This is a genomic window from Actinoplanes sp. NPDC049668 (genome assembly GCF_044465445.1).
GTDB lineage: Bacteria > Actinomycetota > Actinomycetes > Mycobacteriales > Micromonosporaceae > Actinoplanes.
Genome location: NZ_JBITLR010000001.1, coordinates 626,391 through 644,819, shown reverse-complemented (window position 1 = coordinate 644,819; position 18,429 = coordinate 626,391). Strand labels below are relative to the sequence as shown.

Genomic DNA, 18,429 nt, shown 5'->3' with positions numbered 1-18,429 from the left:
CCCATGCGCCGCTCACTGATCCTGGCCGCGTCCGCCGTTCTCGCGGCCGCCGGCTCCACCGTCTACATAGCCTCGTCCGCGAGCGCCGCCGCGGCCTGCGTGCCGGCCTGGAACTCCACGGCCGTCTACGTCAAGGACAACCAGGCCTCGCAGAACGGCCACAACTACACCGCCAAGTGGTGGAACCAGAACGAGAGCCCCGCCACGCACAGCGGCCAGTGGGACGTCTGGATCGACAACGGCACCTGCGGCGGCACCACCCCGCCGACCACGCCGCCCACCACGACGCCGCCGACCACCCCGCCGACGACGCCGCCGACCACCCCGCCGACCACCCCGCCCACGTCGCAGCCCCCGGTGGCAGGGCTGCCGAAGCACGCGCTGATCGGCTACCTGCACTCCAGCTTCGCCAACGGCTCGGGCTACCTGCGGATGGCCGACGTGCCGGCCGACTGGGACATCATCAACCTGGCCTTCGGCGAGCCGACCAACGCGACCTCCGGCGACATCCGCTTCACCCTCTGCCCGGCGGCGGAATGCCCGGGCGTGGAGAGCGAGGCCGAGTTCATCGCCGCGATCAGGGCGAAGCGGGCGGCCGGCAAGAAGGTGCTGCTCTCGATCGGCGGCGCCAACGGCCAGGTTCAGCTGACCACGACCGCGGCACGCGACCGGTTCGTCACGTCGGTCAGCGCCATCATCGACAAGTTCGGGCTCGACGGCGTCGACATCGACTTCGAGGGCCACTCGCTGTCGCTCAACACGGGCGACACCGACTTCAAGAACCCGACCACCCCGGTGATCGTCAACCTCATCGCGGCCCTGCGGTCCCTGAAGTCCCGGTACGGCGCGAACTTCGTCCTGACCATGGCGCCCGAGACGTTCTTCGTCCAACTCGGATACCAGTACTACGGCTCGGGGCCGTGGGGCGGCCAGGACCCGCGGGCGGGCTCGTACCTCCCGGTCATCTACGCCCTGCGCAACGAGCTCACCGTCCTGCACGTGCAGGACTACAACTCGGGATCGATCATGGGTCTCGACAACCAGTACCACAGCATGGGCGGCGCCGACTTCCACATCGCGATGACGGACATGATGCTCGCGGGCTTCCCGGTGGCGGGCAACACGGCCAACATGTTCCCGGCCCTGCGCGAGGACCAGATCGCGTTCGGCGCGCCGTCCTCGGTCAGCGCCGGCAACGGCTACGTGGCGCCCGCCGGCGTTCAGCAGGCGGTCAACTGCCTGGTCAAGGGCGTGAACTGCGGCGGCTACACGGTGCGCAGCGGCACCAACCCGAACTTCCGCGGCCTGATGACCTGGTCGATCAACTGGGACCGGTTCTACAACTGGGAGTTCCGGATCAACCACGAGCCGTTCCTCAACGGCCTCGGCTGACCTGCCGCCCCGCCGTCCCCGCCGGAGCCGCACGGCCCGGTGGGGGCGGCGTTCGCGCCGTGACACGATGAACGCATGGATGGGCCGGTCGCGTTCGTGCTTGGCGGGGGTGGCGTGCTCGGCGCCGTACAGGTCGGCATGCTGCGCGCCCTCTTCCGGGCCGGCTACCGTCCCGACGTCGTGGTCGGCACGTCCATCGGCGCCGTGAACGGCGCGCTGGTCGCCGCCGACCCCTCCGAGGCCGTCACCGATCGGCTCGTCCGGCTCTGGTCCTCGCCCGAGGCGGCGGAGGTGTACGGCGACTCGCTGGCCCGGCAGCTGCGGCGCTTCGCCGCGCGGACCCACCTGCACTCGCCGCTGCCGCTGCGCCGCCTGCTCATCTCGGAGCTGGGTGAGGGCCGCGAGTTCGCCGACCTCAAGGTGCCCTTCCGCTGCTGCGCCGCCAGCATCGAGCGCGCCGCCGAGCACTGGTTCGACAGCGGGCCGCTGGTCGATGCCGTGCTCGCCTCCTCGTCCGTGCCCGGGCTGCTGCCGCCCATGGAGATCTCCGGCGAGCACTTCGTCGACGGGGGGATCGTCAATTCGATTCCGATCAGCGAGGCTGTGCGGGTGGGTGCCAAGCAGATCTTCGTGCTGCAGGTCGGGCGGATCGAGCGGCCGCTGGCGGTGCCCAGGCGGCCGTGGGAGGTGGCGCAGGTGGCGTTCGAGATCGCCCGGCGGCACCGGTTCGCGCGCGATGTTGCATCGCTGCCCGACGATGTACGGGTGCATGTGCTTCCGACCGGGGGCGGCGAGAGTCGCGACGACTCGCCGTGGGCCTACCGGGACATGGCGGCCGCCGGCCGGCGGATCAGCCGCGCCTATACCGCGTCGCGCCGCTACCTGGCCGCCGAGGTGACCGCCCGGCCCGACGGCGCCTGATGCTGCCGCCGGTCTGGGTCCGACGACTGGTGATCGCCCCGCTGGTCGTCGTGCTCGCCGTGCTGATGCTCACCACGCTGCCGGTCTGGCTGCTCGTGGCGCTGGTCGCGTCGCCGCTCGTGCCGGGGCACCTGCGGGTGCCGCGGCTGGTCTTCCTGGCGCTGGTCTACCTGGTGTGGGACGCGGCCGCGCTGGTCTGCCTCGCCGTCCTGTGGTTCGCGTCCGGGTTCGGGTGGAAGATCCGCAGCGCGGCGTTCCAGCGGGCGCACTACGTGCTCACCGGCCGGTTCCTCGGCGCGCTGTTCTGGCTGGCCAAGTGGTCCCTGCACCTGAGCGTCGACATCGTCGGCACCGACCCGGACACCGGCATGCCGGGGCGGCCGGAGATCGTGGTGAGCCGCCATGCCGGGCCCGGCGACTCGTTCATCCTGATCCACGGGCTGGTGAACTGGTTCGACCGGGAACCGCGGATCGTGCTGAAGGCGGCGCTGCAATGGGATCCGGCGGTCGACATCCTGCTCAACCGGCTACCCAACAGGTTCATCTCGCCCGGCCACACCCACACCCGCTCGCTGGAGCAGGAGATCAGCGACCTGGCCACGGGCCTGGACGACAACGACGCGTTCGTGATCTTCCCGGAGGGCGGCAACTTCACGCCGCGCCGGCGGATTCGGGCGATCGCGTTTCTGCGCGACCGGGGGATGGCGGACATCGCCGCGCGGGCGGAGGGCCTGCGCAACGTGCTGCCGCCGAAGCCGACCGGGCTGTTCACGGCGATCGACGCCGCGCCGGACGCCGGGGTCATCTTCTGCGCGCACACCGGGCTGGACCGCATGATCACGGTCGGCGACGTGTGGCGGGAGCTGCCGATGGACAAGCAGCTGGTGATGCGGTTCTGGAGCGTGCCGCCGGAGGAGATCCCGGTCGACGAGGAGGAGCGCGTGCACTGGCTCTACGACTGGTGGGCGCGGATCGACGCCTGGATCGAGGAGAACAAGCCGCGGCCCCGGCCGCTCGGCACCGACTGGACGGCGCGGCGCCGGGTGGCTCCCTGAGGAGTACCACCCGGCGCCGCGGAACCGGAGGTGTCAGCCGCCCAGGCTGGTGTAGAGGCTGTCCGGCGCCTCGGTGATCTCAGTCGCGGCGGGCTTCTTCGCCTCGACCTTGACGCCGTAGTCGGTGTAGAGCGTCTCGAGCGGCGGGGTCGGCCGGCCGTTGACCGCCGGGAGCTGCAGGGTCAGCGCCGTCAGTCGGCCCTGGTCGTCGAGGCCCGCGGTGAACGGCACGTCCTGCGCCTGCGCGCCCCAGGTGTCGATCATCTTCTGGTCGACGCCCGCGACGCCGGCCGCCTTGGACAGGTCGAGGGTGCCCCGGTAGCTGCGCGAGTCGACCTTCTCGACGTTCGTGGTGGAGGTCAGCAGCTTGGCCGTGTCGGCCGGGTCGATCTGGCCGGGTCGCAGGCCGACGTTGGCGCCCTCGGGCAGGCGGGACACGTCGACGTGCGTCCAGGTGCCCGGCTTGGTGATCCCGTCGACCTGTAGGTAGAGGTCCTGGTCCAGGAGCAGGGTCTTGATCTTGATCTCGGTGTTCGGCCCGGCCGCGGTGAGCTCGGCGGTGCCGACGCCGTTCGGTGCGTCCATCTGGCTGTTCAGCTTGAGGCCTGGCCCGGAGGTCATGGTGACCCGGAAGCTGGTGGTGCCGAGCGCGGCGGCGGCCGAGGCCAGCTCGGCCGCGGCGGCCGGATCGGCCGGTCCCGTGCTGCCGGTGGCGCTGGGTGCCGGCGCCGAGGCGCCGCCGCCCGGTGCGGCGCCGTTCTCTGCCGCGCAGCCGCTCACCGCGAGTGCGGCCGCGGCGATCGTTGCGAGGCCGAGTCCGGCGAGTCGTGGCGTCCGCATGTCGGTCCTTCCTGCCCTGCCGGTCGTCCGGGGGTGACGACGGTCGACAGGTGCAGTGCCCGATGCGGCTGCCGTGCAAACGGACACCGGCGACACCCTCGCCCGGGCCGTCACGGTCCGGGGGCGGCCGGGCACTAAGGTTGAGTCATGGCTGACCTGCTCGACGCCGACTCCGTACGCAGTGCCGTTGCCGTCCTCGACGGCTGGGAGGGCGGGACCGACGCGATCGTGCGTACCGTTGGCCTACGTAGTTTTCCCGCCGCGATAGCGGTGGTCGACCGGGTCGCGAAGGTTGCGGAAGAGATGGATCACCACCCGGACATCGACATCCGCTGGCGGACCCTGACCTTCCGCTGCGTCACGCATTCGGCCGGGGGCGTCACCACGCGCGACATCGCCCTGGCCAACCGCATCGACCGCATCCTCGCCGACGCGTCCTAAGCGCCCTGATTCGCCGCGCGCGGGGGCCAGACGGCATGATGGCCGGAGGTAGCCGCATGCGCACGTTCAGGGAGGCTTCGTGAGATTCGAGGTCAGCAAGGTCCTCGACGCCATCGAGGCCCGGCTCACCACCGACCCGGCCCTGGCCCGCGCCGTGGTCGACCTTTCCGAGATCGTGCGCTACGCCGACCTCGACGGTGGTCGCCCGGCCAGCATGCTGCGGCTGGGCCTGGTCATCGACGCGCTGGGCCGGCACGTCTCGGAGGAGAACGTGCCGGTGTACGCGGTGGTACCGCGCGGCCTGCTCTCCGACGCCGACCTCACCTCGAACGAGCGCATGGTGGTCCGGCGCTGGGCCGACGACGGCGTCGTCGAGGTGGTTCCGCAGCTCGACGACCGGGTCCTCGAGGTGGCCGAGCTGCTCGGCCTGCCCGTGCTGACCCGCAACCGCGCCGAACAGTTCCGGGACCGCCGCCCGTGGGTCGAGGAGCCGGGCCGGCTGCTCGCCGCGGTCGCCGGCGCGGCCGGACCGGTGCTGGTGGCCCGCGTCGGGCGCGGGGAGATCCCGGCCGTCGGCGAGCCGTCCCCGATGGGCAAGAAGCTGCTCGCCCGGGTCTGGAGCTGCCCCGAGTCGAACTGCAACGCCTTCGACTCCGGCGGCGACCCGGACAGCCCGTTCGCCGACATGCGCAAGGTGACCGCGCCGGTCGCCCAGCCGCCGCCGTCCCTGCGCTCGGGCGCGCCGACCTGCCCCCGGCACGGCGCGCGCCTGCGCGACTCCGGCCCCCGGCCGGCGGTGGAGGTGCTGTCGGTCCGCATCGACGGCGTCGTGCGCCAGCGCTTCGTGGTGTCGGAGGACAAGCCGGTCGTGGTGGGCCGCGCGCCGGAGGGCGGCGGCGTCATGCTCGGCCAGTGGCTGACCGAGGACGCCCGGAAGTGGATCAGCCGCGGCCACGTGCGCCTGTCGCTGCGGGGCGGCGAGCTGACGGCACAGGACGTGAGCACCAACGGCACCGGGATCCGCCCGGGCGGCACGCTGGACGACGACCAGCGGATCACCCTGAACCGCGACGAGACCCGCACCCTGGCGGCGAACGACGTGGTGGAGCTCTACGGCGGCGTCAACGTGGGCCGCGCCAAGCTGTGGTCTACGGGCGGCGTCACGCAGCCGTCGTCGGTCATGGCGGAGGCGCCGACGATGGCCATCCGCAAGTTCGAGCGGTAGGGGAGGCGGCTGGCGGGCCGCCTCCCCTGCCGGCCTTACGCCAGGATCGCGGCGAGCTGCGCTACCGCGTGGTCCAGCTCCTGCTCGGTGACGACCAGCGGCGGCGCCAGCCGGATCGTCGAGCCGTGGGTGTCCTTCGCCAGCACCCCGCGCGCGGCGAGCCGCTCGACGACCTGCCGGCCGGTCATGATCGCCGGGTCGATATCGACGCCGGCCCAGAGGCCCCGCCCGCGCACGGCGAGCACGCCCTTGCCGACCAGGGCGTTGAGGCCCTCGTGCAGCCGGGCGCCCAGCCGCGCGGAGCGCTCCTGGAACTCGCCGGTCTCCAGCAGCCGGACCACCGCGGCGCCGACCGCGCAGGCCAGCGGGTTGCCGCCGAAGGTCGAGCCGTGCTCGCCGGGCTTGAGCACGCCGAGCACGTCGGCGTTCGCCGCGACGGCCGACACCGGCACGATGCCGCCGCCGAGCGCCTTGCCCAGCAGGTACATGTCCGGCACGACCGCCTCGTGCTCGATCGCGAAGGTCTTGCCGGTCCGGCCCAGGCCGGACTGGATCTCGTCGGCGATGAACAGCACGTTGGAGTCGTCGCACAGCTTGCGCACGCCGGCGAAGTAGCCCGCGGGCGGCACCAGCACGCCGGCCTCGCCCTGGATCGGCTCGAGCAGCACGGCCACCGTGTTCGGGGTGATCGCGCCGGCCAGCGCGGCCAGGTCGCCGTACGGGACGATCCGGAAGCCCGGGGTGTACGGCCCGAAGTCGTCGCGCGCGTCGGTGTCCGTGGAGAAGCTGATGATCGTCGTGGTCCGGCCGTGGAAGTTGCCGTCCGCGACGATGATCTCGGCCTGGCCGTCCGGCACGCCCTTGACCTGGTAGCCCCACTTGCGGGCGACCTTGATGCCGGTCTCGACGGCCTCGGCGCCGGTGTTCATCGGCAGCACCAGGTCCTTGCCGCAGAGCTCGGCCAGCCCGCGGCAGAAGTCGGCGAACTGGTCGTGCACGAACGCCCGGCTGGTCAGCGTGAGGCGGTCCAGCTGCGCGTGCGCGGCGTTGATCAGGTCGGGGTGCCGGTGGCCGAAGTTCAGCGCCGAGTAGCCGGCGAGGAAGTCGAGGTAGCGGCGGCCGTCGACGTCGGTGACCGAGGCACCCTCGGCGTCGGCGATGACGACCGGCAGCGGGTGGTAGTTGTGTGCGGTCCAGCGCTCGGCGTCGGCCAGGGCGGCGGGCGTACGCAGGTCAAGGTCGGTCACGATCGAACCTCCAGGGTGCAGCACTTCGGTCCGCCGCCGGCCTTGCGCAGCTCGGACACGTCGACGCCGACCGTCTGGTAACCGCGCTCGCGCAGGGCGGCGGTCAGCGCGGTGGCCTGCACCGGCAGTACCACGGTACGTCCGTCGCTGACGGCGTTGAGGCCCAGCACCTCGGCGTCGGCCGGGGTGGCGATGACCGCGTCGGGGAAGAGCCGGCGCAGGACGGCCTGCGAGCCCGGCGAGAACGCGGACGGCAGGTAGGCGACGTTGCGCTCGTCCAGCACGCACAGCGCGGTGTCGAGGTGGTAGTACGCCGGGTCGACCAGCTGCAGCGTGATCACCGGGCGGCCGAAGACCTCCTGGGTCTGCGCGTGCGCGGCGTGGGCGGTGCGGAAGCCGGTGCCGGCCAGCAGCACGTCGCCGGCGAGCAGGATGTCGCCCTCGCCCTCGTTGGTGTGCTTGGACTCGAACACCTCGAAGCCGTTGCCGGCGAACCAGGCGGCGTACGCCGGGGCCTCGTCGGCCCGCTCGGCGTCGCGGAACTGCACGGCGAGCACCTTGCCGTCGACGACGGTGGCGCCGTTCGCGGCGAAGACCATGTCGGGCAGGCCGGCCAGCGGATCGATCAACTCGACGGTGTGGCCCAGGTCGAGGAACGTCTGGCGCAGGTTCTCCCACTGGCTGACGGCCAGGGCGTTGTCGTAGGGCGCCGTCGGATCCATCCACGGATTGATCCGGTACGTGACGGCGAAGTGCGTGGGCCGGCACATGAGGTAGCGGCGCGGGGTGGCGATGGGCGTCATGCCGAAACGGTATGCGTGAAGTGCCTGCGTACGCCCTAGAACAACCATGCGCGAGGCGGCGGATCGTTGCGTGATCCGAGCCTCGCGCGAAGATTCGTTGTGTGTCGCCGGCGGGGGTTCCGGGCGGGGCGGCCGCCTGGCCGCCCCGGTTCCGGATTCACCCGCGACGCATCGTCGCCGGCAAACGTCGTAGGCCCGTCAGAAGCGGTTCACCACCTGAGCGTCGAGCCATTCCCGGACGCTGGTCACCGGCTGCATGTCGGTGCCGAGCCAGGAGAGCGAGCCGGTCAGGGCGAAGACGCCGACGACGATCGCGCCGAGCGAGAGCGCCATGCCGATCAGCGCGTCGGTCTTGCCGGCGATGTGCCGCTTGCCGGTCGCGGAGATGCCGCCGAGCGAGAGGATCAGGCCGAGGACGGCCAGGCCGATGCCGTACCCCAGGAGCGGCCCGGAGAGCACGAGCAGGGCGGCGGCGACGCTGACGATGAGCCCGAGGGTGGCCAGCAGGCTCGCCCGCGGCTTGGGCCCGGCGACGACGGGCCGGTCGGTGTCCGGGCGGGCCGGCTCGCGGGTGGGCGGCTTCAGGTCGGGGCTGTTCAGGTCGGTGTCGGCGGGGCGGTTGGCCACCAGGGTCTGGCCCTCGGCCGGCCGGCGGCGCTCGACGACCGTGGGAGGCTCGGTGGGCGGGGGTGTCACGGTCGGGGGGTCGGTCCGGGGGCGCACCGGATCGGTGGAGCCGGTGGAGCCGGTGGAGCCGGTGGCCACGGCCGGACGATCGGTGGTGTCGGACTGACGGGAGAATGTCGGGATTTTCACGTCAGCACCTCCTCAGGTCTAGGCGGGTATGTCGTCCCGGCTATACCCCGAAGGCCCGAAGGTGACACCACGCGGCGCGACGGGCGCCCGGATCGACCGGGCGCCCGTCGCGGAAAACGCGTCAGACCAGGGCGGACGTCGCCGACACGTCGGCGGCCTTGGCGATCACGTGGTCGACGATGCCGTAGTCCTTCGCCTCCTGGGCGGTGAACCAGCGGTCGCGGTCGGAGTCGATGCCGATCTCCTCCGGGGTGTGCCCCGTGTGGAACGCGATCCGTTCGTTCATGACCTTCTTGATGTGCAGCATGCTCTCGGCCTGGATGGCGATGTCCGCGGCGGTGCCGCCGATGCCGCCGGAGAGCTGGTGCATCATCACCCGTGCGTGTGGCAGCGCGTAGCGCTTGCCGGGGGTGCCGGCGCAGAGCAGGAACTGGCCCATCGAGGCCGCCATGCCCATCGCGATCGTGGCCACGTCGTTCTTGATGTACTGCATCGTGTCGTAAACGGCCATGCCCGCGCTGATGGAACCGCCCGGCGAGTTGATGTAGAGGGCGATGTCCTTCTCGCTGTCGGCCGAGGCCAGCACCAGCAGCTGTGCGCAGATGCGGTTGGTCACCTCGTCGTTGACCTCGCTGCCGAGGAAGATGATGCGCTCCCGGAGCAGCCGCTCGAAGACCTGGTCGTCAAACGATGCGCCACCCGCCCGCATCGCGATCTCGTCAACACTCATGGACCCACCCTCTCATTCGACGTTTACACCTTCCCCGGTAGTGGCCGGGGAACCCAGCGATTCTCCTCAGGGCGAAAGCCCGGCTAGGGTTCTCGGGTGCCAGAGGGACACACCATTCACCGGCTCGCCGCGCGGCATCGGGCGCTCTTCGCCGGCCGCTCGGTCGAGGTAGCCAGCCCGCAGGGCCGGTTCGCCGCCGGGGCGGCCCGCCTCGACGGCCGGACCCTGATCGATACCGAGGCGTACGGCAAGCACCTGTTCCATCACTTCGAGGGCGCCGCGACGCTCCACGTCCACCTGGGGCTCTACGGCAAGTTCGCCGACGGCGAGCCGCCCGTGCCGGCACCCGTCGGGCAGGTGCGGATGCGGATGGCCGACGAGCGGCACTGGCTCGAGCTGCGCGGCCCGACCGCCTGTGAGGTGCTCGATCCCGGCCTGGTCGCCGCGCTGCGCGCGCGGCTGGGCCAGGACCCGCTGCGCGACGACGCCGACCCCCGGATCGCGTACGCCCGGATCGCCACCGCGACCAGGCCGCTCTTCGCCCTGCTGATGGACCAGGCCATCGTCGCCGGGTGCGGCCTCATCTACGCCAACGAGGTGCTCTTCCGGGCCGGCCTCGCGCCGACCGTCCCGGGCCGCCTGATCGGCGCGCGGCGCTGGGACGAGCTCTGGAACGACCTGCGCGCCCTCATGAAGGAGGGCGTCCTGTCCGGCCGGATCGACACCGTCCACACCGCGCACACGCCCGAGGCGATGCGGCGGGCGCCGCGGGTCGACCGGCACGGCGGCGAGGTCTACGTCTACCGCCGTCCCGGGCAGCCGTGCCTGGTCTGCGGCACCCCGATCGCCCGGGGCCCGCTCGCCGGGCGCAACCTCTACTGGTGCCCCGCCTGTCAGGCGTCCGAGGCCGGCTGAGCGGCGGGCGCCGCGGCCGGTGCCTCGGCGGGCGGCGCCTCGGCCGCGGGCGGCTCGGCGGCGGGCTGCTCCGCCGGCGGCTTGGGCTCGGACGGCAGGCCGAGCTCGAACCTGTCGACCAGCCACGGCAGCAGCTCGTCGTAGGCCCGGATGGTGTCGGGCTGGTTGAAGTCGTGCGACAGCACGATCGAGCCCGGCCGGACCTCGTTCTGCACGCTCTTGACGATCTTGTCGATGTGCGCCGCGTCGTCGTCCTTCTCGAGGTGCTCCCAGTCGCGGGGGTCGACCTCCCAGTACAGGGAGGTCATGCCGTCCTGGTACGCCGTCTCGACGAGCGCGTCGGTGAAGTTGCCGCCGGGCGCGCGGAAGAACGGGATCGCCGCACCCGGCACCGCCGCGTGGATGGCGTCGTTGGTGCGCCGCAGGTCGGCGCGGATCTTGCCCCGCTTGTCCTTGCCGATCGTGAAGCTGTGGTTCCAGGTGTGGTTGCACAGGGTGTGCCCGGCGACGGCGATCTGCCGGACCAGGTCCGGGTACTTGCGTACCTGGTCGCCGACCAGGCAGAAGGTCGCCTTGACCTGGTATTTCGCGAGCAGCTCGAGGATCTTCGGGGTCTGCACGGGGTCGGGGCCGTCGTCGAAGGTGAGCGCGACGGCGGCCGTGCCGGTGGTGCGCAGCGACTTGGCCGGGCCGGTGCCGTTCGGCACCAGGATCGCCGGTGCGCCGGCCGTCGCGCCGGCCGCGGACTTTGCCGGTGCGGGCTTGGCGCCCTCGGTGCCGGCGGGCGCCGGTGAGGACGGCCCGGCGGGCGCGCCGGCCTGCTCGGCGCGGTCGGACTGACCGGCCGGCTTCTCCTTCTTCTTCGGCGCCTTGGGCGCCTTGACGATCGCCTGGCCGGCCGCGTTCACCGGGTTGATGTCGACGCCGCCGCCCTGCTGCATCGGCACGACGATCAGCATCAGTCCGATCGCGACCAGGGAGGCGAGCAGCGCCTGCTGCCGGCGCCGGCCGACGAGCAGCCACGACTCGATCGGCAGGGTGCCGGGTGCGCGGTGCGTGCCGGTGACGGGCCGGCGGCCGGTGTCCGCAAGGGCCCAGTCGCGGACCGCGCCGGCCGCGTCCAGGACCACGGGCAGCGGCCGCACGGTGATGGCCAGCGGGTCGGCGGCCTTGGCGTGCCGGCCGCCGGCCGAGCGCCGCGGCGCCGAGCTCGCCGACCGGGTGGGGCTGTCGACTGTGGCGCCGCGCGGGGCGAGCGCCAGGGCGACCCGCCGCCCGCCGGCGATCCGGATCGACGCGGGAGGCCGCAGCACCGTGGCGTCGGCCAGCGATTCGGGCCGTCGGTGCCGCCCTCTCGCGGTCTCGCCCTCGAGGACCTGGACGTGCGGGAATCCGCCGGTCGTCGCGGTGAGCGCGTCGCCACTGCGGGCGCGCGACGCCGTCCGGGCCGCGTGCCGCGGTCCGGACTTCGGCTCCGAGCGGGAGGGTGGGTGCGGCGGCATCCGTCATGCCTACCCGGTTACAAGATCGAAGACGATACCACATTCGTGATCATCGAGTGACCGGAAGTAATCAGTGCCGCTCAGGGCGTTGCGCACAGAGTGGATTCATGACGACACATCGGACCATATGCGTCAGCCCGCGGCGTGCACCGCCTCGGTTGCCTTGCGCGCCGCGATCAGCACCGGATCCCAGACGGGCGAGAACGGCGGCGCGTAGCTCAGGTCCAGCGCCGTCATCTCCTCCACCGGCATCCGGTTCCAGACCGCGATCGCCAGGGCATCGACGCGCTTGGCCGCCTCCTCGCGGCCGACGATCTGCGCGCCGAGCAGGATGCCGGTCCGGCGCTCGGCGATCAGCTTGATCACCATCGGGACGGCGCCGGGGTAGTAGCCCGCGCGGTTGGTCGACTCCACCGAGGCGGTGACGTACTCGAAGCCCGCCTGCGCCGCCTCGGACTCGGTGAGCCCGGTGCGGGCCACCTCGAGATCGCAGACCTTGGTCACCGCGGTCCCGATCACGCCGGGGAAGGTGGCGTACCCGCCGCCGATGTTGATGCCCGCGACCCGGCCCTGCTTGTTGGCGTGGGTGCCGAGCGGGATGTGCACCGGCCGCCCGCTGACCCGGTGCACGGTCTGCACGCAGTCGCCGGCCGCCCAGAGCCCGTCGACGTGGCCGTCCGGCCCGACGACCCGCATCCGCAGGTCGGTGCGCAGCCCGCCGGTCACCCCGAGCGGGATGCCGGACTCCGCGGCGAGCGCGGTGTTCGGGCGTACGCCGAGGCCGAGGACCACGATGTCGGCCGGCAGCGTGCCGTCCGGGGTGACCACCGCCGACACCCGGCCGTTCGCCGTCTCCAGGCCGCGCACCGGGGTCCGGGTCCGGACCTCGATGCCCAGGCCGCGGATCGCCTCGCCGACCCGCTCGCCCATGTCCTCGTCGACCGTGGACATCGGCTGCGGCGAGCGCTCCAGCAGGGTCACCTCGAGCCCGCGCCGGACCATCGCCTCGGCCATCTCCACGCCGATGTAGCCGCCGCCGATGACCACCGCCCGGCGCGGCGCCGGCTCACGGCCGAGCCAGTCCTGCACGGCGGCGCCGTCGTCGAGGGTCTGCACGCCGAACACGCCGCCGGCGTCGACGCGCGCCCAGTCGGGCGTCACGGGCACCGCGCCGGCCGCGTACATCAGCTGGTCGAAGCCCTCCCGGAGCTCGCCGCCGCCGTCGAGGTCCCGCGCGGTCACCTCGCGCCGCCGCAGGTCGATCGCGACCACCTCGTGCCGGGTCCGGACGTCGATGCCGGCCTCGCGCAAGGCCTCCGGGGTGCGGGCGATCAGCGGGTCGAGGCCCTCGACGACCCCGCCGATCCAGTACGGGATCCCGCACGCCGAGTACGAGGTGAAGCGGCCCCGCTCGAACGCGACGATCTCCAGCTCGCCGGGGCCCATCCGCTTGCGGGCCTGCGACGCGGCGGACATCCCGGCCGCGTCGCCGCCGATCACGACGAGCTTCACCGCTCGCACCTGGTGGCGGCGGCGAGCCAGTCGACCACGTCCGCGACCGTGCCTTGGCGCGACAGCAGTGCGCGCTGCCGGGCGGCGCCGGTTCCCCGGTCGCGCAGGCGCCCGAGCAACTCGGCGGCCGTCTCGAGGTCGCCGTGGCGTTCCAGCTCCGGGCTCACGTACTCGAAGAGCTGGCGCATCAGCTTCCACGCCGGCCGGGTCTGCCGGGTGGCCATGTCGATGTTCAGGCCCTCGAGCCCGTCGTGCGCGGCCCGCCAGTGCGCGGCCATCAGCAGCGGATGCGGCACGTTGGAGGCCGGCCGTCCGTCGCGGACCTCGCGCAGGAGCGTCGCGACCAGGCCGCGGGCGAGCGCGGCCAGCAGCATCGCGTCGTCGACGGTGGGGCAGACGTCGCCCATCCGGATCTCGACCGTCGGGTAGTTGGCCGACAGTCGGGCGTACCAGTAGAGCATCCCCTTGTCGAGCATCGCGCCGCTCGCGACGAGGTCGGAGACCAGCGTCTCGTACTGCTCGTGCGACTCCAGGTACGGCGTCGGGCCCACCGTCGGCCAGCGCTCCCACAGCAGCGAACGCCAGCTCGCGTACCCGGTGTCGTGTCCGCCGGAGAGCGGCGAGTTGGCGGTCGCGGCCTGAAAGATCGGCATCCACGGCCGCAGATGGTTGAGGATCTGCACGCCGGTGTCCGGGTCGGGGACGCTGACGTGCACATGCATGCCGTTCAGCCCCGAACCGGGGGACAGGTCGCCGAAGTGCTCGTGTATCCGGCGGTAGCGCGGCTCGTCGACCATCCGTGCCCGTGGCCCCGACGCCGGCGCGGCCCCGACGGCGACCAGGCGGGCGCCGGCCCGCACGGCGCTGGCGGCGAGCCCGGCCCGCAGCCACGTCATCGAGTCGCGCAGGTCGCGCAGCTCGAGCTGCGGCGGGCTGGCCGACTCGATCTGGCTGCGGATGATCTCGTGCTGCACCGAGCCGCGGAGGTCGTCGGGAAGCTCGGCGAAGACGTCCTCGACCGCCTCGACGGCCCGCGGCTCGACGGCGTCGACGAGCAGGTACTCCTCCTCGACGCCGAGCGTGAGCAGACCCCGCGCCTCGGCCCGCCCGGCCATCTCCTCGGTGATCGTCATCGTCGGGGCCGCACGCTCCGGAGTCGCCATGTCTTTGTTCTACCCGTTCGCCGCCGGGCGAACACCGCCGTTTGTGTACCCGGCGTAGCCTCGGGCGCATGCTGCTGCTGGGGTTCTGGGTGCTCGCCGCCGTGCAGAGCCCCGCGCCCGGAACCGCGGCATCGCTCGTGCTCGGCCTCGCCGCGGTCGCGGCGGCCATGCTGGTGGTGCTCGCCGCGGCCGTCCGCATGGTCCCGGCGCCGCGCCCCGCCGCCGCGGGCCCGGCCCGCGGCGCGCGGACCCGCGCGAGCCGGCTGCCCCGCCTGCTGGACCCCGGCGCGGCCGGGCGGCCGCGTCCCCGGGCGCCGGGTGCGTGCCCGGCGGTCCCGCTCCCACGCCTCGCCGCGGGCTGATCGCGCCCCTTCGGGAGTCCCACCGCCTCCGCGTCCATCCTTTCGCTCGGACCGCAGGGGTACGCCCATGTCGATTTCCGCCGCGCTGGACGCCGTCGTCGGCGTCGCGCACTCCGCCCTCGAGGGTCTGCACACCCTCCTGATGCCGATCGCCGGCGGGCTCGCCCCGGCGCTCGCGATCGTCGTGTTCACCGTCGCCGTACGGCTGGCGATCAGCCCGCTCAGCTGGCTGCAGGCCCGCTCGGCCCGGCGCGGCGCCGCGCTGGCGCCCCAACTCGCCGAGCTGCAGAAGAAGCACCGCGACGACCCGGTGGCGCTGGCCACCGCGACGCTGGCGCTGCGCCGGGCTCACGGTGCCGGCCCGTTCGCCGCGCTGCTGCCGGCGCTCGCGCAGGCGCCGTTCTTCATGCTGATGTTCCACCTGGTGCGGCCCGGGCCGGGCGTGCCGGTCGGCGTGCTCGGCGGGCACCTGGCCGGGGTGCCGCTGACCGCGCACCTCGCCGCCGGGCTGCCGGTCTTCGCCGTCCTGGCGGTGCTCGCCGCCGGGCTCGCGTGGTGGTCGTCGCGCCGCGTGCGGCGGATGACGGCCGGCGCCGATGCCGGTGCGGTCGGACGGGTCATGTCGCTGCTGCCGTTCCTCACGGTCGCGGTGGTGCTGTGGCTGCCGCTCGCGGGCGCCCTCTACCTGGTCACCTCGACCGCCTGGACCGCGCTGGAGCAGCTCGTTCTACGCCGTCATTGATCGACAGCGTCCAACGTGTCCAGCCGGCACACCGTTTTCTCACCTTCGCCGACGGTCAGTCGGCCGACTTCGTGAACGTGAACTGGATCCGATTCCGCAGGTAGCGGCTTTCTTCAATACGTAGTGGTAAGGGCCGAGGGCGCGACCTGCGCCCTCGGCCCGGACGCCTTAAGGAAGTTTAAGGTCGCCGGGGCCTGGACTTGCATTGTTAACAGTCCTAATAATTGACGAACCTAACTGTTCGACGTGGAAGGCCCACCCCCATGCGCCGATCCCTTGCCCTGGCCGTATCCGCCGCGCTGGCGGCCGCCGGCTCCGCCGTCTACATAGCCTCGTCCGCGAGCGCCGCCGTGGCGTGTGCCCCGGCGTGGAGCGCGTCGACGGTCTACGTGAAGGACAACACCGCCTCCTACCAGGGCAAGAACTACACCGCGAAGTGGTGGACGCAGGGCGAGGTGCCGAGCGCCAGCGGCCAGTGGGACGTCTGGGCCGACAAAGGCGCCTGCGGCGGTACCACCCCGCCGACCACACCCCCAACGACCACGCCCCCCACGACCCCGCCGACCACGCCGCCGACCACACCCCCCACGACCCCTCCCACGACGCCGCCCACCACGCCGCCCGGCGGAGCGCTCCCGGCGCACTTCATCACCGGGTACTGGCAGAACTTCGACAACCCGGCCAACGAGATCAAGCTGGCCGCCGTCCCCGCCAACTACGACCTGATCGCCGTCGCGTTCGCGGACGCCACCGGTACGCCGGGCGCGGTCTCGTTCACCATCGACCCCGGGCTCTCCGCCTCCGTCGGCGGATACACCAACGAGCAGTTCAAGGCCGACGTCGCCACGCTGCACTCGCGCGGCAAGAAGGTCGTCATCTCGGTCGGCGGCGAGCGGGGCTCGGTCGCCGTCAACGACGCCGCCGCCGCGACCAACTTCGCCAACTCGGTCCACTCGCTGATGCAGACGTACGGCTTCGACGGCGTCGACATCGACCTGGAGAACGGGCTCAACCCGACGTACATGGGCCAGGCGCTGCGCAGCCTGCGCGGCAAGGTCGGCGCCAACCTGATCATCACGATGGCGCCGCAGACCATCGACATGCAGAACCCGGCCGGCTCGTACTTCAAGCTCGCGCTCGACATCAAGGACATCCTCACGGTCGTGCACACGCAGTACTACAACTCCGGCGCGATGCTCGGCTGCGACCAGAACGCGGCGTACGGCCAGGGCACTGTCAACTTCCTGGTCGCACTCGCCTGCATCCAGCTGGAGTCCGGGCTGCGGCCCGACCAGGTCGCCCTCGGCCTGCCGGCCACCACCAGCGCGGCCGGCGGCGGCTACGTCTCGCCGTCCGTGGTCAACCAGGCCCTCGACTGCCTGGCCCGCGGCACCAACTGCGGCTCGTTCCGCCCGCCGCGCACCTACCCCGGCATTCGCGGCGCGATGACCTGGTCCATCAACTGGGACGTCACGGCCGGCAACGGCTGGGCCAACACCATCAAGCCCCACCTCTCCACCCTGCCCTGAACACCAGCCCCCACTGGAAGGGAAGAATCCCCATGCGACCGAGAAAGCTGTACCCGGCCCTACTGGCGATGACGCTGGCCGTCGCCGGCGTCGGCGCCACGGTGGTCCTCGCGCCCGGCGCCTCCGCGGCCGCGGCCTGCGCACCGGCCTGGAACTCCACGGCCGTCTACGTCAAGGACAACCAGGCCTCGCAGAACGGCCACAACTACACCGCCAAGTGGTGGAACCAGAACGAGAGCCCCGCCACGCACAGCGGCCAGTGGGACGTCTGGATCGACAACGGCACCTGCGGCGGCACCACCCCGCCGACGACACCGCCGACCACCGGCCCGACCACGCCGCCGACCGGCACCAAGATGGCGGCCGCGCCGTACATCTACCCCGGCTGGGGCAACCCGCCCGCGCCGTCGACCGTCATGAACGCGACCGGCATCAAGGCCTTCACCATCGCGTTCGTGCTCGCCAACGGGTGCAACCCGGTCTGGGACGGCGAGGGCGGCCTGACCGGCGGCGTGCACGAGAGCACCATCAACGCGATCAAGGCGGCCGGCGGCACCGTGGTCCCGTCGATCGGCGGCTGGCAGGGCAACAAGCTCGGCCCGAACTGCGCGACGCCCGAGGCGCTCGCCGGCGCGTACCAGCGGGTCATCAACGCGTTCGGCCTCAAGGCGATCGACATCGACATCGAGAACTACGACGAGTTCGAGAACTACACGGTCGCGGACCGGATCGTCGGCGCCCTGAAGATCATCAAGCAGAACAACCCGGGCGTGAAGACGATCCTCACCTTCGGCACCACGACCAGCGGCCCGAACAGCCACGGCATCCGCCTGATCAACCAGACCAAGGCGCTGGGCGCCAACATCGACATCTACACCATCATGCCGTTCGACTTCGGCGGCGGCGCCAACATGTACACCAGCACCGTCAACGCCTCCGAGGGCCTGAAGAACCAGCTCAAGTCGACCTTCGGGTGGAGCGACGCGCAGGCGTACGCGCACATGGGCATCTCCGGCATGAACGGCCTGTCGGACCAGCAGGAGGTCACCACCCCGGCGACCTGGACCCAGATCCGCGACTACGCGAAGAGCAAGAACCTCGCCCGGTTCTCGTTCTGGGCGGTCAACCGTGACCGCGGCTGCCCCGGCGGCGGCGTGGTCTCCAACTGCAGCGGCATCGCGCAGTCCGACTGGGAGTTCACCCGGATCAGCGCGGGCTTCTGACCGAGCCGTCG

18 protein-coding genes are annotated in these 18,429 nt (G+C 72.2%); 10 read left to right on the top strand and 8 right to left on the bottom strand.

What is annotated here, in order from left to right:
- Positions 1–3: 3 nt before the first annotated feature.
- The 3 genes from ACIBSW_RS02950 to ACIBSW_RS02940 all read left to right on the top strand — a co-directional run bounded on the left by ACIBSW_RS02950 (position 4) and on the right by ACIBSW_RS02940 (position 3,368).
- Positions 4–1,392 carry a glycosyl hydrolase family 18 protein gene (locus ACIBSW_RS02950; RefSeq protein WP_354722678.1) on the top strand — a complete coding sequence of 463 codons (1,389 nt, stop codon included), beginning with the start codon at positions 4–6 and terminating at the stop codon, positions 1,390–1,392.
- Positions 1,393–1,467: 75 nt separating this feature from the next.
- Positions 1,468–2,313, top strand: coding sequence for a patatin-like phospholipase family protein (locus tag ACIBSW_RS02945; protein WP_354722679.1), 846 nt, complete (start codon positions 1,468–1,470; stop codon positions 2,311–2,313).
- Entirely contained in the window at positions 2,310–3,368 is a 1,059-nt protein-coding gene (locus tag ACIBSW_RS02940) for a 1-acyl-sn-glycerol-3-phosphate acyltransferase (RefSeq protein ID WP_354722711.1), read from the top strand. The genes ACIBSW_RS02945 and ACIBSW_RS02940 overlap by 4 nt, the downstream gene beginning before the upstream one ends.
- Before the next feature lie 33 nt (positions 3,369–3,401).
- On the opposite strand, the gene ACIBSW_RS02935 is transcribed toward ACIBSW_RS02940, so the two are convergent.
- Positions 3,402–4,208: a hypothetical protein gene (locus ACIBSW_RS02935; protein WP_354722680.1), complete on the bottom strand. Its 807-nt coding sequence runs from the start codon at positions 4,206–4,208 to the stop codon at positions 3,402–3,404.
- A 147-nt stretch (positions 4,209–4,355) separates the two neighbouring features.
- On the opposite strand from ACIBSW_RS02935, the gene ACIBSW_RS02930 reads away from it, so the two are divergent.
- Complete coding sequence (locus ACIBSW_RS02930; RefSeq protein WP_184989650.1) at positions 4,356–4,649, top strand: 4a-hydroxytetrahydrobiopterin dehydratase; 294 nt, start codon at positions 4,356–4,358, stop codon at positions 4,647–4,649.
- 79 nt (positions 4,650–4,728) lie between these two features.
- Positions 4,729–5,874 carry an FHA domain-containing protein gene (locus ACIBSW_RS02925; RefSeq protein WP_354722681.1) on the top strand — a complete coding sequence of 382 codons (1,146 nt, stop codon included), beginning with the start codon at positions 4,729–4,731 and terminating at the stop codon, positions 5,872–5,874.
- A gap of 35 nt (positions 5,875–5,909) precedes the next feature.
- On the opposite strand, the gene rocD is transcribed toward ACIBSW_RS02925, so the two are convergent.
- The 4 genes from rocD to ACIBSW_RS02905 form a co-directional block, all read right to left on the bottom strand.
- Complete coding sequence (gene rocD / locus ACIBSW_RS02920; protein WP_404799202.1) at positions 5,910–7,121, bottom strand: ornithine--oxo-acid transaminase; 1,212 nt, start codon at positions 7,119–7,121, stop codon at positions 5,910–5,912.
- Positions 7,118–7,924 carry a dimethylargininase gene (gene ddaH / locus ACIBSW_RS02915; RefSeq protein ID WP_354722682.1) on the bottom strand — a complete coding sequence of 269 codons (807 nt, stop codon included), beginning with the start codon at positions 7,922–7,924 and terminating at the stop codon, positions 7,118–7,120. The genes rocD and ddaH overlap by 4 nt, the downstream gene beginning before the upstream one ends.
- A 198-nt stretch (positions 7,925–8,122) precedes the next feature.
- Entirely contained in the window at positions 8,123–8,740 is a 618-nt protein-coding gene (locus tag ACIBSW_RS02910; protein ID WP_354722683.1) for a hypothetical protein, read from the bottom strand.
- A gap of 121 nt (positions 8,741–8,861) precedes the next feature.
- Positions 8,862–9,470 (bottom strand): ATP-dependent Clp protease proteolytic subunit, encoded by a 609-nt coding sequence (locus tag ACIBSW_RS02905; RefSeq protein WP_184989658.1) that lies wholly within the window; start codon positions 9,468–9,470, stop codon positions 8,862–8,864.
- A 96-nt stretch (positions 9,471–9,566) separates the two neighbouring features.
- Here ACIBSW_RS02905 and ACIBSW_RS02900 point away from each other — a divergent pair, with 96 nt between their 5' ends.
- Positions 9,567–10,385, top strand: coding sequence for a DNA-formamidopyrimidine glycosylase family protein (locus ACIBSW_RS02900; protein ID WP_354722684.1), 819 nt, complete (start codon positions 9,567–9,569; stop codon positions 10,383–10,385).
- Here the strand turns inward: ACIBSW_RS02900 and ACIBSW_RS02895 are convergent.
- The 3 genes from ACIBSW_RS02895 to ACIBSW_RS02885 form a co-directional block, all read right to left on the bottom strand.
- A complete protein-coding gene (locus tag ACIBSW_RS02895; RefSeq protein ID WP_354722685.1) occupies positions 10,364–11,887 on the bottom strand; it encodes a polysaccharide deacetylase family protein in 1,524 nt (507 codons plus the stop codon). The two genes, ACIBSW_RS02900 and ACIBSW_RS02895, sit on opposite strands and share 22 nt — an antisense overlap.
- Before the next feature lie 132 nt (positions 11,888–12,019).
- Positions 12,020–13,408, bottom strand: a complete 1,389-nt coding sequence (locus ACIBSW_RS02890) for an FAD-dependent oxidoreductase (protein WP_354722686.1) — start codon at positions 13,406–13,408, stop codon at positions 12,020–12,022.
- Positions 13,396–14,562, bottom strand: coding sequence for a glutamate--cysteine ligase (locus ACIBSW_RS02885; protein WP_404799201.1), 1,167 nt, complete (start codon positions 14,560–14,562; stop codon positions 13,396–13,398). Before ACIBSW_RS02885 ends, ACIBSW_RS02890 begins: the two co-directional genes overlap by 13 nt.
- Before the next feature lie 68 nt (positions 14,563–14,630).
- Here ACIBSW_RS02885 and ACIBSW_RS02880 point away from each other — a divergent pair, with 68 nt between their 5' ends.
- From ACIBSW_RS02880 to ACIBSW_RS02865, 4 genes are all read left to right on the top strand, one after another.
- The gene (locus ACIBSW_RS02880) at positions 14,631–14,924 is read left to right on the top strand and encodes a DUF6412 domain-containing protein (protein ID WP_354722687.1); all 294 of its coding nucleotides are present in this window, start codon (positions 14,631–14,633) and stop codon (positions 14,922–14,924) included.
- Positions 14,925–14,991: 67 nt separating this feature from the next.
- Entirely contained in the window at positions 14,992–15,666 is a 675-nt protein-coding gene (locus tag ACIBSW_RS02875; RefSeq protein ID WP_354722688.1) for a membrane protein insertase YidC, read from the top strand.
- A 263-nt stretch (positions 15,667–15,929) separates the two neighbouring features.
- On the top strand, positions 15,930–17,195 hold the full coding sequence (locus tag ACIBSW_RS02870; RefSeq protein ID WP_354722689.1) for a glycosyl hydrolase family 18 protein: 1,266 nt from the start codon (positions 15,930–15,932) through the stop codon (positions 17,193–17,195).
- A 32-nt stretch (positions 17,196–17,227) separates the two neighbouring features.
- Positions 17,228–18,418: a glycosyl hydrolase family 18 protein gene (locus ACIBSW_RS02865; protein ID WP_354722690.1), complete on the top strand. Its 1,191-nt coding sequence runs from the start codon at positions 17,228–17,230 to the stop codon at positions 18,416–18,418.
- The last annotated feature ends 11 nt before the right edge of the window (positions 18,419–18,429 follow it).